The organism is Leeuwenhoekiella sp. W20_SRS_FM14, from assembly GCF_052119605.1.
Lineage (GTDB): Bacteria > Bacteroidota > Bacteroidia > Flavobacteriales > Flavobacteriaceae > Leeuwenhoekiella.
The window spans coordinates 110,177-125,897 of record NZ_JBGQOK010000002.1 but is presented as its reverse complement, the minus strand read 5'-3'; the positions used below and the strand labels follow the sequence as shown (position 1 = coordinate 125,897).

General features: G+C 41.0%; 10 protein-coding genes. 5 read left to right on the top strand and 5 right to left on the bottom strand.

The window, feature by feature from the left end; translation table 11 throughout:
• Window position 1 precedes the first annotated feature (1 nt).
• Entirely contained in the window at window positions 2-715 is a 714-nt protein-coding gene (locus ACEN25_RS04145; RefSeq protein WP_441801802.1) for a gluconate 2-dehydrogenase subunit 3 family protein, read from the top strand.
• Window positions 716-797: 82 nt separating this feature from the next.
• Here ACEN25_RS04145 and fucP read toward each other — a convergent pair whose 3' ends face one another.
• From fucP to ACEN25_RS04120, 5 genes are all read right to left on the bottom strand, one after another.
• Window positions 798-2,117, bottom strand: coding sequence for an L-fucose:H+ symporter permease (gene fucP / locus ACEN25_RS04140; protein ID WP_441801801.1), 1,320 nt, complete (start codon window positions 2,115-2,117; stop codon window positions 798-800).
• A 322-nt stretch (window positions 2,118-2,439) separates the two neighbouring features.
• The gene (locus tag ACEN25_RS04135) at window positions 2,440-3,951 is read right to left on the bottom strand and encodes a rhamnogalacturonan acetylesterase (protein ID WP_441801800.1); all 1,512 of its coding nucleotides are present in this window, start codon (window positions 3,949-3,951) and stop codon (window positions 2,440-2,442) included.
• 333 nt (window positions 3,952-4,284) lie between these two features.
• Complete coding sequence (locus ACEN25_RS04130; protein WP_441801799.1) at window positions 4,285-7,131, bottom strand: glycoside hydrolase family 2 TIM barrel-domain containing protein; 2,847 nt, start codon at window positions 7,129-7,131, stop codon at window positions 4,285-4,287.
• A gap of 6 nt (window positions 7,132-7,137) precedes the next feature.
• The gene (locus ACEN25_RS04125) at window positions 7,138-8,424 is read right to left on the bottom strand and encodes a rhamnogalacturonan acetylesterase (RefSeq protein WP_441801798.1); all 1,287 of its coding nucleotides are present in this window, start codon (window positions 8,422-8,424) and stop codon (window positions 7,138-7,140) included.
• An 82-nt stretch (window positions 8,425-8,506) separates the two neighbouring features.
• Complete coding sequence (locus tag ACEN25_RS04120) at window positions 8,507-9,553, bottom strand: GntR family transcriptional regulator (protein ID WP_028374542.1); 1,047 nt, start codon at window positions 9,551-9,553, stop codon at window positions 8,507-8,509.
• Window positions 9,554-9,704: 151 nt separating this feature from the next.
• On the opposite strand from ACEN25_RS04120, the gene ACEN25_RS04115 reads away from it, so the two are divergent.
• The 4 genes from ACEN25_RS04115 (at window position 9,705) to ACEN25_RS04100 (ending at window position 15,719) form a co-directional block, all read left to right on the top strand.
• On the top strand, window positions 9,705-11,801 hold the full coding sequence (locus ACEN25_RS04115) for a bifunctional aldolase/short-chain dehydrogenase (protein ID WP_441801797.1): 2,097 nt from the start codon (window positions 9,705-9,707) through the stop codon (window positions 11,799-11,801).
• Between the two features lie 88 nt (window positions 11,802-11,889).
• A complete protein-coding gene (locus ACEN25_RS04110) occupies window positions 11,890-13,170 on the top strand; it encodes a sugar isomerase (RefSeq protein ID WP_441801796.1) in 1,281 nt (426 codons plus the stop codon).
• A gap of 18 nt (window positions 13,171-13,188) precedes the next feature.
• The gene (locus ACEN25_RS04105) at window positions 13,189-14,562 is read left to right on the top strand and encodes an FGGY-family carbohydrate kinase (RefSeq protein WP_441801795.1); all 1,374 of its coding nucleotides are present in this window, start codon (window positions 13,189-13,191) and stop codon (window positions 14,560-14,562) included.
• 5 nt (window positions 14,563-14,567) lie between these two features.
• Window positions 14,568-15,719: an alpha-hydroxy acid oxidase gene (locus tag ACEN25_RS04100; RefSeq protein WP_441801794.1), complete on the top strand. Its 1,152-nt coding sequence runs from the start codon at window positions 14,568-14,570 to the stop codon at window positions 15,717-15,719.
• The last annotated feature ends 2 nt before the right edge of the window (window positions 15,720-15,721 follow it).

The following is a 15,721-nucleotide window of genomic DNA, read 5'->3' as shown; positions in this document are numbered from 1 at the left end:
TATGGATAGAAGAGATAGTTTAAAATCCTTGTTTTTAGGTTCTCTGGGAACCGGACTTCTATTAACCGGTTGCGATCCTAATCTAGAGGTTAAAGAAGGGGAAGTTGCTAAAGCTGCAGAAGACTATTTTGGGCGTACGCCCGAAGAACTTGCGTATATAGAAAAATTAAATGCTGAACAGTTTTTTAATGAACACGAGCAAAAAACACTAGATATCTTGTGCGCTTTAATACTCCCTGCAAATGACGAATATGGCAGTGCCACCGAAGCCGGCGTTCCGGGGTTTCTAGAATTTATGGTTAAGGATATTCCAGCACTGCAAACCCCCATACGCGGAGGTTTGATGTGGCTTGATCACACCTCAAATACGCTACACAATACAGAGTTTATTGAATCGTCAGAAGAAAATCAGAAAGCGATACTAGATACGATTGCATATCCTGATGCAGACATTCCACGAAATGAACAACCTATGCCGGTTCAGTTTTTTACATTGATGCGCAATTTGACTATGACGGGATACTACACATCTAAAATGGGGTTAGAAGATTTAGGTTATAAAGGCAATCAACCCAATATTTGGGATGGCGTTCCTGAAGAAGTATTGCAAAAACACGGGGTCGCCTATGATCCTGATTGGATAGCAAAATGTGTTGATCAGGAACAACGCGGTGTCATCGCAGAATGGGATGATAATGGTAATTTAATCACTTAAAATCGCCAATTTAAAGCATAAAAAACCTCCTGAAATTAGGAGGTTTTTTATTATCTAAATATTCATTCTAATAGAGAAACTATTAACGAATACTACGATTAGACCCTAATTTATGAATCCAGTTTCCGTAAATCGCTACCAGAATAAAACATAGCATCGGTAGCAAAAAGGAAAAATTCATCTCAGACAAGCCCAGTACAGTAATATCGTTTACTCCTACTCCACCCAGGTCTATAATCATTCCCTGAAGCTTAGGTAACAAAGCACCTCCCACAATAGCCATAACCAGACCGGCAGCACCTATTTTTGACTCCTCTTCTTTAAGCCCCTCTAAAGCAATACCATAAATTGTAGGGAACATTATAGATAAAAATAAAGATACCATTACCAGACTGTATAAACCAAAAGTTCCTTCTAATACGACAACACCAAGTGTGAATAAACCTCCTAAAGCCGAGAATATAAAAAGTAATCTACCCGAACTCATAAACTTAAGCATATAGGTCCCTAAGGCACGACCTATGGTAAACAAAATAAAGGCGACAAGTTGATAATTTGCTGCTGTAGAGCTGGCAATTCCTTTAGATTCGGCATACTGGTAAATATAGGTCCAGCACCCTATTTGCGCACCCATATATAATATTAAAGAAAGTACACCTAATGTATATTTCTTGTTTTTAAAAAGATTAGCAAAGGTATGTTTAACACTTGGTAATGCTCCTTCTCCTTTTGCCTGAGGCATTTTATTAACAGCAATTAAAATCAATATAGCTAAAACTACTAATCCTAAAATCACATACGGATTGCGTATGACCATCAGGTCTGCAGATTTAATCAACAGTTTCTGAGTTTCAGGCAACGCCGAAAAATTAGCTACATCATCAGACTGCAATAAATCTAAAACAAAGAATTTTGCGACCATAAGTCCGGCGATAAGCCCTACGGGATTAAAGGCCTGTGCTAGATTTAAACGACGTGTCGCTGTTGACGGATCACCCATCGCCAATATGTAAGGGTTTGCTGTGGTCTCTAAAAAAGCAAGACCAAAAGTGAGAATGTAAAGTCCCAAACAAAAAAACCAGAATAACCCGGTTGTTGCCGCAGGATAAAATAATAAAGCGCCCACAGCATAAAGTGTTAACCCTACCAAAACGCCAGACTTATATGAAAATCTACGCACATATAATGCGGCAGGAAGCGCCATACAAAAATACCCGCCATAAAATGCCATTTGTACCCAGGCCGCCTGTGAGTTAGACAATTCTAAAACTTTTTTAAAGGCCTGTACCATAGGATCTGTAACTGCATTTGCAAAACCCCAAAGCGCAAAAAGTGAAGTCACTAAAATAAACGGAAGCATTAATTTTTTAGGTACTACGGGAATAGATACAGGTTTACTCATAAATTAAATTGGTTAAAAGCGTGAACACAGCTTGTAGATTAGTTAACTATAAATTGAAATCTGGTTGCAATAAAAATCGTTGTAGTAAATGCTAAGTTATTTTCTAAGCGAAATAAACATAAAACTAACGAAGCAAACTAAAACGTTTTACTTTATAAAACTAGCGTATTTAATTTAAAAATTAAAAGGATTATTTTATTCTTTAGAATTGGTACTGAAAAGCTTCGCAAGAGTATTTTTTAGTAGATGAAACCGGCATAGTGTGGCACAAAAAAACCAATCTTAAAGATTGGTTTTTTTCTAAACTATACGTGTTACTCACTTACTTTTCTTCCTGAATATAAATATAATCCCGCAAATCAGATTGACGTAATCCTTCTATAAGTTGGGCAACGATACGCGCATTGAGTTGTGCACCTGCTATGTTGGTATGCGTATGATCATCGGGGAAAAATGCATTAACGCTATCCTTTCCCACTTCTTCGTATTTTTGAGCAACTGCCTCATTAAGGTCTAAAAAGTAACCACCGGCTTGCGCTGCAGCTTCCTTAGCCCAACCGCCATAGCTTGTTACGGCGCGATCCACCTTGCCATTAGACCAATCGTTGCGTGGAATCATACTGAGCACGATAGGTGTCGCTCCTGCTACTTTGGTTTCTTTAATATACTGCTTCATATACCACCCGTAAGAATGTACCGTTTCAATGCCGCTGCTATCGCGTTGCACCTCCTGCGTTTCATCACCCATTCCTTTTATAGATCCGCGGTATTTTGCTTTATCAATGTTGCCGCCGTCGTTATGACCAAACTGCATCAACACAAAATCTCCCGGCTGTAACTGCTCTTTAACGGCATCCCACAAGCCTTCATATCTAAAGGTGCGACTACTTCTACCGCCACGGGCTTTATTGTGAACGACCATTCGAGTTGTATCTACGTGTTGCTGTAAATAAACGCCCCAACCGGTTTTTGTAAGCTGACCGTTATCTGCTACTGTAGAATCACCTATTAAAAATAGATTTCGCTTTCGCGGAAGCGTAATTTTAGGATTTTCAAGCAGGTAGTTTTTTAAAGAGTTATCGCTTTCAGCCAAACCTTCAGCAATTAAAGAAGCCGCGAGAACCGCTCCTTTTGCCGAAGTATGGGTATGATCGCGTTTGTAAAACAAATGACCGGTAACCTGCTCTTCTCCTCTGGCTTCCATTTCTGAAGCCATTTTATCATTGAGATTGATGAAGGTTACGCCTTCTTCTTCAGCGATTTGTTGTGCCCAGCCACCATACGAATCTGCATTGCGCGGTACTTTACCATTTTCCCAATCGTTGCGCGGTATTGGTGCCATAATCACCGGGATTGCGCCTTTAGACTTTGCTTCGGTTACCACTTTACGAATGTACCAGCCGTAGCTGTGCACCACTTCGTGCTCGCCCGTAAGCATATTATCTATCTCTTCGGTTTCCTCACCGATGCCTTTTATAGTTCCACGAGCGCGCGAATCATCATTTAACGCCCCATTATCGTTATGCCCAAACTGAATCAACACATAATCTCCCGCCTGCAAACTGTCTAAAACCGGCTGCCACAATCCTTTAGATTGAAAGGTTCGGCTGCTCGTTCCGCCTAGTGCGTGGTTTTCTACACGCACTTGTGTAGTGTCTAAATACTGCCCAATAAAATCTCCCCAGCCCCAGAGTCCGCCATCCCCATTTCCCTGTCCGTTTTTAACAGTAGAATCGCCCACGCAATACACCGTAGGCTTTTGTGCATTTACTTTATCACAATTCACAAAAAAAATCATCGCAATAAGCAAGCAAGTTAGTTTTACTATTTTCATAAGTCACTCTATTTATTCTGGGCGCAACCCAAAAGGGTCGGGCTTTTCGTTTCAATTCCGTTTGCTCCTAAGGTCGCAATCCGGGATTTTCACTGCAATCCCTTGCGCGGGTAGTGTATGTAATTTATTGTTTGTTATTTGTTATTTGTTATTTGTTATTCCTTATTAATATATTCTAAATCAGATATCTTAAATTCAATTAAACCTAAACCTCTAACAAATCTAAATCTCTAGTCTTCTTTTTTTATTTTCTATTTTCTATTTTCTTTCCTCTATTCTCTATTCTCTTTCCCTATTTCTGACATCTAAAATCTAACGTCTCTCGTCTAAAATCTAGTCCCTAAAATCAAACCACAACTTCATCGAGATTCCCTCATCGCCACTTTTAATGCGAATGTTTGAAGGCTGACTGCTGGGTCCTTGTTGTTCTAAGGGTTTAAAGGCACGCTGCCCGGGAACTTCATACATAAAAGAGATATTCCCATCTGGAAATGAGGGCTGAAAGTGACTGCCCTTAAAGCCTTTTTTGGCTTCTTCCGGTGTAAACAACCGCAAAAATAATTTATCGCTTTCGCTAAAAACTTTAAAGCTGTTTTCCCCGGCTTGTAGATTTCCAGCTAAGAAATTAGCGTAATAGCCTTTAAATTCAGGATATACCAGATTCTCAAAGCTTTCTCCGGTTATAGTGTTGTTGTATTCTTTTTCCCAAATTCCATACTCAATTCCCTGCTGGCGGTTGCGCCATGTGTGATACGGTCCACGGCCAAAGAGTGTGATGCCCGCTACACCGGTTTCCGGGAAGTCAAACGTAATCCCAAATTTATCGATATCGCCTTCATAAAAAGCCCCGTCAAAACCGCTGTTTCTTCCGGCATTCTTAAGTGCGACGAGTTCCATATGTACGCGGCCGTCTGCATACATCGTCCAGGTAATGTGGTCGATTCCGCCATTGTAATCAATACGGCAAACTGCATTTAGACCTTCCTGCGATAGGGTAACCTTTTCTACTTCGGCTTTCATACCTATAGGTTTAGGGCCATTTAAAAACGGAATCGCTCTTTTCTTACTATTAATTTCGGTGATATAACCAGTCCTGGTGTTCAACTTTAAGATAACCGCAGCGCTTTTTAATGTAACGATTGCATCGTCTTGAGTTGCTTTTGCAGCTTTTTTAGTTTCGGTTTGATACATAAATTTATCTGCAAAATAATCGGCTTTATGAATAGCCCATGTAAAGATATAAATCTCACGCCCGTGTTGGTCTGTCGCCGTAATCTCAAGCCAGTCGCCTTTAAAAAAATCTTCAGCTACCGGCATCTTAATTTTTCGGGTTTCGCCCGGTTCTGCATTTGGTAATTCTATAGTTCCCGAATCTAAAATACGCGCAGCAGTTCCCGGCTCGTAAAATGTTTTCGCATCAGCTTCCATTACGCGATACTGCATCGTAACCGTATTGAGATTTGAAAACAAATAGTCGTTGGTTACTAAAAAGCTTCCGTCAAAAGTTTCGGTAATTGCTTTAGGTTTAAACTGTATCGGAGACCAAACTTCTTTTACGGTAAAAAAGCTGCCTTCTTTCTCGCGATGCGGACCTAAAACGCCGTCTGCAGCCAGATTGCCTTTAGAATCAAATTGCTCATCACCCGTCCAATCGCTTCGCAATACCGCCTCATCACTAAATGCCCACATAAAACCACCGGCAAACAACGGACTTTTACTATAATGCTCCCAGAAATCCTTGAGGCCGGCACCTATACCATTATCGTAGGTACCGTGCATAAATTCGGTAGGGAAAAATACATTTTCACCACTTCCAAAACGGTGAACACCCGTTAAAAATGTTGGATAATGGTGCGTATCCCAACCATCAAAATCAGACCACGGATGAATTACAATTCGGTTTTGCGGATCGTGTTTGGCAAAATCATCATCCAGTTCATAGTTCCAGCCGCCCTCGTTGCCCTGATCCCAGATAATTATAGAAGGATGATTTACATCACGATCTACCATTTCTTTAATCAGTTTTTCACCCGTTTTTGTCTCATACGGATTTTGCCAGCCTGCGAGTTCGTCAAGAACAAATAATCCTAGCGAATCTGCAACGTGAAGAAAATGATCATCTGGCGGATAGTGAAAACGCACCGCATTCATGTTCATGTCCTTAATTAAGTTTACATCCATCACACTAATGCGTTTGCTGGTACTGCGACCACCTTCCGGCCAAAAGCTGTGACGGTTGATCCCTTTCATTTTTATTTTAGTGCCATTTACATAAATCCCGTCTCGCTTTCTAAACTCGAGCGTTCTAAACCCGATGCGCTCGCTTACTTCGTGTAGGGTTTGTCCGTTTTTCTGTAATTGCAGGGTTAATACGTATAAATTGGGATTTTCGGGATCCCAGGTTTTTACGTTATTCCATTTTGCAGTAATAGTCTGTGTGGTATCGGTTTTATTGAGGTTAATGGTTTGTGATTCCAGATTAGATTCACCGCCTACTAATGCGATTGAAGCTACTACCTTCAGATTTTCAGAAGGGTTTAAAATATCTAAAACAGTCTTTAGGCTGCCGTCCATTTGCGCATCTACGGCAACATGCTTAATATGCGTTTTAGGCTTGACTTCTAACCAAACGGGACGGTAAATTCCACCAAACAACCACCAGTCTGCTTTGCGTTCTGCGTTGTTTACACTTCCTATTTCAGAATGTTTCCAGACGTGAACTTCGAGTAAATTTTCTTCTCCAAATTTTAAATATTCAGTGATGTCGTATTCAAACTCATAAAAGCCACCGTGATGTTTAGGTCCTACTACTTTACCGTTTACTTTCACTTCGGTATCGGTCATTACCCCACCAAAATGAATGGTCACCTGTTTCGCTTTCGCGGAAGCAGGTACTTCAAAATTCAATTTATAAAACCCCTCTTCTTTGCTGGGTTCGTCCTGCTCCAATTCTTTATACCAGCGGCCATACGTATATTCTCCAAAACCTTCTAACTCCCACTGAGACGGCACATTTATAGTAGACCATTCTCCGCTGTTATTGCCAGCAGAAACTTTAAAATCCCAGGTTTTAGGATGTTCAAAATCTATCCCAGACAGCCAGATTTTATTAGTTTGCTGCCCAAAAGCAGCGATAACACTCAGAAGAAAAAGCGCAAAAATTAGATGTATTTTTTTCATAATAATTTAGTTTCCGTCGGGTTTTAAAGCTTCAAATAAACTGCTGTAGGGTATGTTATACGATTGCGGCTTGTGAGGTTGTGACGGATTGTAAGGAGGTGTATTTACTGTAATATAGTTCTTGAGTGTAGATGCGCTTTGGCGCAAGCCACAAACAACGGCAAGCGCAATTTCGTTAGCGCCAAAATTGCTGAAATGTGTATTATCTTCTAATGCTTTAGACTGCCCGGGAAATGTATTTGCCGGATATTGTACAAAGGCTTTGCGCGAGCCTTCTGCTCCCCAGGCTTCATACATCAGCGTGGTAAATGCAGTTATATCTATTAGAGTAACCTTTTCTTTTTTGGCGACTTTACGCATTGCATCCGGGAAATCACCGTGTGTAGGCTTTAGTTGTTCACCTTCAAAAGCACGGCGTTGAGTAGGAGTGATTAAAATAGGAATCCCTCCTTTTTCTTTAATACGCTTAACAAAATCGGTAAGTAGATTGGTGTATAAACCGTATGCACCGTTGCCTTCTCCCTTAATTTTTTCATCGTTATGCCCAAATTCGATTATTACATAATCATCTTTCTTCAGCATATGCAATACTTTATCTATCCTGCTGCCTTTAAAAGAAGCCAATGATGCACCTGAAGAAGCCATATTGGCAACTGTGATATTTTCATCGAGGTAGGCTGTAATAAATTGTCCCCATGATGCCCAGGGCTCTAAATCCTGATTGGTAACTGTTGAATCGCCCACGAGAAACAGTGTTTTTAATCCCGTTACAGGCTCGATATGAATGCTTTTAATGGTACTATTTCCTAAGAACTCCAGCGTAAGTTTATCATCCCAATCAAGTTTTAAAAGTTCGCGATCTTTCAAACCTACACTATAGTCTGCAGTAATTTGAGGTTTAAATACGCTTACATTGAAAGACAGGCTTACCTCATCTGTTGTAGTTATTTTATGCTGCGGAATAAAAAGTCGTTTAGATTCGGCTTTTAAGGTAGTTTCAGTATCTAATCCGGAAACGGTTGCGGTTACTTTGTAAGTACCTTCAGGGACCTGTACCGAAAAATATACCGGAGCAGTGCTTGTAAATCCATTCTCAGTTGCTTGTACACGATAAGCGGTACCCAAATCAAAACCATAACCTAAGCCTTCAGAATAGGGTTGTATAGCGGTAACAGACTCTTCTAAAGTTGCATTTTCAGTAGCAAAATTAAAATGAAAAGTGTCCTGTTCCTGAGACGAGAGCAGATTAACCGTTAGCCCCAATAGTATAAAAAGGCAGTTGCGTTTTCGCATAGCTGTTTTTTGTTAGAAAAAAGTTATGTGAAAAATACAAAGAGGAATACGTTAGCGTATCCTGTACTGTTCTGAAATTAGACTATACCGAATTACGCTCTATGTACTTAAAGACGTTTTTAACTTTCTCTTTTTTGTTTTTAAGTATCATATAGGCAGCAGTCTCCCCCATTGCTTTAAAATCTGTACTAACAACGGTAATGCCTAAAAGCTCTTTTAAAGGCGTCTCGTTATACGAGATTACACCAATGTCTTTGCCTAAAACCAGGTTGCGGGCACGCACCTGACGGAGCAAGTTTACGAGATCCATCTCTTCTATGGTGATGTAAACGTCTTTGCTTTCAAACTCCATATCCTCATAAATCTCATCAAGAATTTCAAATTCAAAATCAAACTTTTGACAAAAATACCGGAAGCCGTGAACGATACGCCTTGGATAGGGGTGAACACTTTTTGATGGGTAAACTAAAATTAGCCGATCGTATTTTTTCAGCCGGTCCATCCCCTCAATTAGAGCGTTATAGATATCTTCTTTAAAATCCTGATAGATTGAACCATAATTCCCTTTAATCTCAGGTTTAGTATTATCTACTACCAGCAATTGATCTTTAGGAATCATCTCAATAGCTTTAAGAACTTCTGGCGTAAAACTTACGTGATTGAGGTCTGTATCTTTAAAATGTGGCATAATCACATAATAATTATACGCACCTATATTTTTCTCAATTGCATTGATAAAAAGAGATTCTTCGCAGTGGTAAATACTTAAGTTCACGTGTGCATTTACGCCGAGCGTATTTACAAAATGATTAAAAATAATCATCTTATACGAGCTGGGTTTGTTGATCAAAAAGAAGACATTGATCTTAGAAATTAGTTCGGTTTTTGCGGTGTAATACCCCTTTCCTTTTACGGATATAATAACCTTGCGCTCTTTTAAAATCTTATAGGCTTTTTCTACCGTATCTCTGCTTAAATACGCCGCTTCGCTTAGTTCGTTTATAGACGGTATTTTTTGCCCTACCTTCAATTTTCCTTTTGCGACATCGTCAATGATTGAGTCTACAATTTGTTTGTATTTAGGTATTCTTGAATCTTCATTGATTTTAATTTCAACAGTGCGGGCCATACAGTGGGGATAACTAATTTTATTAAGTATCTGTAAAACTAATCAAAAGATTAGCCATTAAAAACATTTATATAGCAGTACAGCACAGGATGCCCACCTAATTCAATACCTATAATTTTGAGTCAGATGCGTTAAACTTTACACAACGAAAATGGAAAAAACTTTTAGCCACGTTAATTATCTTTGGGATGAGCAAAAGGCTGCAGAATTAGGCGATGACCAGGTTGCACTTTTTTTATACCGCTCCAATATTCTGGGTGCAGATTTAAGAATAACAAATTATGGAGGTGGTAACACCAGTTGTAAAACCATAGAAAAAGATCCGCTTACAAACGAAGATGTTGAAGTGATGTGGGTTAAAGGTTCTGGTGGAGATATAGGTACGCTAACCAGACAGGGAATAGCAGGTTTATACACCGAGCGCCTTAGAAATCTAAAAAATGTGTATGGCGGTCTTGAAGATGAAGACCGCATGGTAGGGCTTTTTAATCATTGTATTTATGATCTGGATTCTAAAGCGCCATCAATTGACACACCCCTTCACGGACTTTTACCATTTAAACATATAGATCACCTGCATCCTGATGCACTCATCGCCATCGCCGCTGCAGAAAACAGCGAGCAGGTAACTAAAGACATCTGGGGAGATACTATGGGCTGGGTGCCATGGCAGCGTCCCGGTTTTGACCTGGGGCTTCAGTTAGAGAAGTGCCTTAATGACAACCCCGGAATACGCGGAATTGTTTTAGGTAGCCACGGTTTATTTACCTGGGGAGATACCTCTTACGAATGCTACATAAACAGTCTTGAAGTTATCGAAAAAGCTTCTGCATATATTGAGAAAAAAGTAGCTGAAAAAGGTAGTGTTTTTGGAGGTGAAAAAATTGCTAGTTTGCCAGCTGCAAAACGTAACGAACAGGCCGCTAAATTAATGCCACTTCTTAGAGGCCTCGCTTCTTCAGAAGACCGAATGATCGGCCATTTTACAGATAGTGATACTGTTCTACAATTTATAAACAGCAACGATCTAGAACGCCTGGCGCCTATGGGTACCTCGTGCCCAGATCACTTTTTACGTACTAAAATTCAGCCGTTAATTCTGAATCTGGATAAAGACGACAATCTAGATGATACCGATGCGGTACTGGCTAAACTTGAACCTTCGTTTGCACAATACCGTCAGGAATACAAAGACTACTACCAAAACTGTAAGCACGACAACAGCCCGGCGATGCGGGATCCTAATCCTGTGATTATCATTTATCCGGGTGTGGGGATGTTTAGCTTTGCTAAAAATAAACAGACAACTCGGGTTGCTAGCGAATTCTACATCAATGCGATCAATGTGATGCGCGGTGCAGAAGCGATTACAAGTTATACCTCATTACCCCGTCAGGAAGCTTTTGATATTGAATACTGGCTTCTTGAAGAAGCGAAATTGCAGCGTATGCCTAAAGAACAACCGCTTTCACGTAAAGTAGCGATTGTAACCGGTGCCGCCGGTGGTATAGGTAAAGCAATTGCAGATAAGCTGGTTGCCGAAGGTGCTAATGTGGTTCTTACCGACATGAGTGAAGACGCGCTTAAAGAAGCCGTGGCGACTTATAAAAAAGATCAGGTTGCCGGTGCGGTTTGCGATGTGACCAATCAGGAAGCGATTGAAAAAGCCTATAAAGAAGCTTGCCTCGCATTTGGTGGGGTAGATATTGTTATACATTCTGCCGGACTTGCAATTTCTAAACCGTTGGAAGAGACCACTCAAAAAGACTGGGATATTTTACAAAACGTTCTGGTAAAAGGGCAGTTTCTAATGGCTCAGGAAGGTGTTGCGATTATGCGTAAGCAAGGCTTAGGCGGTGACATTGTAAATATTGCCAGCAAAAACGGATTGGTTTCAGGACCTAATAACGTGGCCTACGGAACAGCAAAAGCTGCACAACAACATATGACCCGTCTTCTTGCTGCCGAATTAGGTGGTGATAAAATACGGGTAAATACGGTAAATCCTGATGGCGTTATCGTAGGTAGCAAAATCTGGGAAGGTGCCTGGGCCGAAGGGCGCGCCAAAGCCTACGGGATTGAGGTTAAAGATTTACCGGCACACTATGCAAAACGTAATTTACTTAACGAGATCATCTTACCAGACGATATCGCAGACGGTGTTTTTGCCTGTGTAAGCGTTCTTCAGAAAAGTACCGGAAACACCATAAACGTAGATGGTGGTATGGCAAACGCGTTTGTACGTTAAATAAAAACTTATTGAAGTGGGTTAAAACTCTTAGATTCATTAAGATTCCGAGAGTTTTAACTAACTTCATTTTCAGAATTTTTTTCTTATGAAAATTAATAACCAACACGTAGAAGACCTCAACAAAACAGGTCTTTCTGATCATAAATCACACTTTGATTTTTTGGCTCAATCGTTGTCGAAAAATAAGGTAGATGTTACTGCAATTATAAACAAGCTTGCCGAATTTCAGGTAGCAATCCCCAGCTGGGCTTTGGGTGCCGGCGGTACCCGCTTTGGAAGGTTTTCCTTTTCTGGCGAACCGGCTTCTTTAGAGCAAAAAATAGAAGATATTGGCTTAATTCATAGTCTTACGCAAACTGCGGGTGCAGTATCGCTGCATATTCCGTGGGATGTGCCTAACGATTACAACGCGATAAAAGAACTGGCCGCCTTACACAAAATTAAATTTGATGCGGTAAACAGCAACACCTTTCAGGATCAAAAAAACCAGAAAGAATCATATAAATACGGTTCGTTGAGCAACACCAGTGCAGCCGTACGTGAGCAGGCGATTGCCCACAATAAAGAGGTTATTGAAATCGGAAATAAACTGGGATCAAAAAGTTTGACCGTTTGGTTAGCAGATGGATCCTCGTTTCCGGGACAAAATAACTTTCAGACCGCACTCACCCATACACAAAACAGCCTGATTTCCATTTACGAAGATATGCCGATGGATTGGAAACTGTTTATTGAGTATAAACCCTACGAACCTAATTTCTACAGTACGGTGATTCAGGATTGGGGAACCTCGCTAATGCTGGCAAACGGTTGCGGGGAACGAGCCTATACCTTAGTAGATCTAGGACATCATTTACCCAATACCAATATTGAACAGATTGTTTCCATCTTAATGCTGAAAGGCAAACTGGGCGGTTTTCACTTTAATGACAGCAAATATGGGGATGATGATATCACCGTGGGAAGTATAAAACCCTACGCCCTATTCCTTATTTTTAACGAGTTGGTTTACGGGATGCAGAATAACCCAAACAATCCCGAACTGGGTTGGATGATCGATGCGAGTCACAATATAAAAGATCCGTTAGAAGATTTAATACAGTCTCTAGAAGCCATTCAGGAAGCCTATGCAAAAGCTCTTTTAATCGATCAGGATGCACTTAGAGCGGCTCAGGAAGCTAATGATGTTACGCTTTGTCAGGAAATCATTCAGGGAGCATACCGCACAGATGTACGCCCACTGGTTCGCCAGGCACGGGTACAGGCAGGCGGAGTTATCAATCCTATTGATGCCTACCGCAAATTGGATGTGCGTGGTCAATTGATCAAAGAACGTGGTAAAAACACGATCGCTACAGGACTTTAATCTGGAAACACGCATTTAATGAAGCAAACAGTTACGGCAGTATTTGATATTGGTAAAACAAATAAAAAGTTTTTTCTTTTTGATTCTGAATTTCAGGAGGTGTACCGCGAGTACATTCAGTTTGATGAAATTTCAGATGAAGACGGGCATCCTACCGAAGATCTTTCCGCTTTGCGTGAATGGTTAAAAACGGTGTTTGACCGCATTTTAAAAACCGAAAAATTTGATATCAAAGCCATTAACTTTTCTTCATACGGCGCCAGTCTGGTTCATCTCGATGAAAACCGCGAGGTGATTTTTCCGCTGTATAATTATACTAAAGCGATTCCTACCGAAATTATAGATTCGTTTTACGAAAAATACGGACCTGAAGAAATTTTTCATCAGAAAACAGGTTCGTCAAGTTCAGGTATGCTCAATGCCGGGATGCAATTGTATTGGTTAAAAAATACCAAACCCGAAGTCTTTAAAAAAATCCGGTATTCGCTGCACCTTCCGCAGTATTTAAGCTTTGTTTTTACAGGAATCCCGTTGAGCGAATACACCAGTATAGGCTGCCATACTTCGCTTTGGGATTTTGAAAAGCGCGATTACCACGACTGGGTATATGCCGAACAACTCGACCAGATTTTACCTCCTATCGTTTCCACCGAAACGAGTATCAATATGAACTATAACGGGAAGCGTATAAAAATAGGTGTAGGTATTCACGACAGTTCTGCCGCGCTCCTGCCCTATGTGCGCAGTCTTAAAAAACAATTTATTTTGATTTCTACGGGAACCTGGAGTATCGCTTTAAATCCGTTTGTAGAAAACGAGCTCAGCAAAGCAGATGTTGCCAAAGATTGCATCAATTATATGCGTATTAACGGCAAACCTGTAAAATCTGCGCGCCTGTTTTTAGGCAATGAATACAGCATACAGGTTAAAAAACTAACCGAACATTATGGGGTAGATAAAGACTACCACAAAACGGTAAAATTTAATCCTGAAATTCACTACGAACTCGTAAAAGAGTTTGAAAAAATCTTTCATTGGGAGTCTTTGGAAGATCCTGAGATGCCTACAAAAACAGTGCTTAGATTCACTTCTTTTGAAGACGCCTACCACCAGTTAATGATGGAGCTGGTACGCTTACAGGTTAAAAGTATACAGACTGCAAAAGGTGATATGACTATCGAAAAACTTTTTGTTGACGGTGGTTTTAGCGATAACGACCTATACATTCACCTGCTTTCGCATCATTTTAGAACGATGGAACTCCGCACCACAGACTCTTCATTAGGCTCTGCATTAGGAGCGGCCATTTGCATCTCTGACACCCAACTGAATTCAAAATTTTTAAAGAAAAATTACTCGATGAAAAAACACATTCCGTTCATCGCTAAATAAATACTATGGCCAACGCTTTTAACACTGCCTATCCTTCTGTTGACGATTTACGAACCAAAGCAAAAAGCCGCGTACCGGCATTTGCTTTTGAATATCTGGATGGCGGTTGCAACGAAGATGTAAGTATCAAACGCAACACTTCAGAGATACGCGATGTACAGTTACAGCCGCGATATTTAAACAATTACGGTCAGAGTTCTACCAAAACCAAAGTTTTGGGGATGGAATTTGACGCCCCGTTTGGTATTGCACCCGTAGGTCTTCAGGGATTGATGTGGCCCAACTCACCCGCGATTTTGGCTAAGGCCGCACACCAGCACAATGTGCCTTTTATCCTGAGTACGGTAACCACAATGGATATTGAAAAAGCCAGCGAACTCACCGAAGGCAATGCCTGGTTTCAGCTGTACAATCCTGTGGAAGATGCGGTGCGCAATGATATTATAGACCGTGCCGAAGCCGCCGGTTGTCCGGTTCTCGTGCTGCTGTGCGATGTGCCTACCTTTGGCTTTCGCCCCCGGGATTTTAAAAACGGACTGGCGCTACCGCCCAAAATGTCTGTAAAAAATATACTTCAAATTCTGGGGAAACCTACCTGGGCGTACAACACGCTTAAATACGGGCAGCCTACTTTTGAAAATTTAAAACCCTACACGCCGGAAGGTTTAAACCTAAAACAATTGGGCGCGTTTATGGACCGTACCTTTTCAGGGAAACTCAACGAAGAAAAAATAAAACCGATCCGCGATCGCTGGAAAGGGAAACTCGTACTTAAAGGAGTAGCATCATTAGAAGATACTGCTGCTGCCATACGTATGGGCTTTGACGGCATCATCGTTTCTAATCACGGCGGGCGTCAACTCGACGCAGCTCAATCTACCATAAACAGCCTTAAAGAAATCGCCGCGACTTATGGCGATCAGATCGAGGTGATGATGGACAGTGGCTTACGCTCAGGTCCAGATATTGCCCGAGCAATGGCCTGTGGTGCAAAATTTACCTTTATGGGACGCTCGTTTATGTACGGCTGCGGCGCATTAGGCAACAAAGGCGGCGATCACACCATCGGGATGCTCAAAACCCAGTTTAAGCAAGTGATGGATCAGCTGGTGTGCGAGCGGGTAGAAGATTTACCAAAACATTTAATAACAACCTAGAC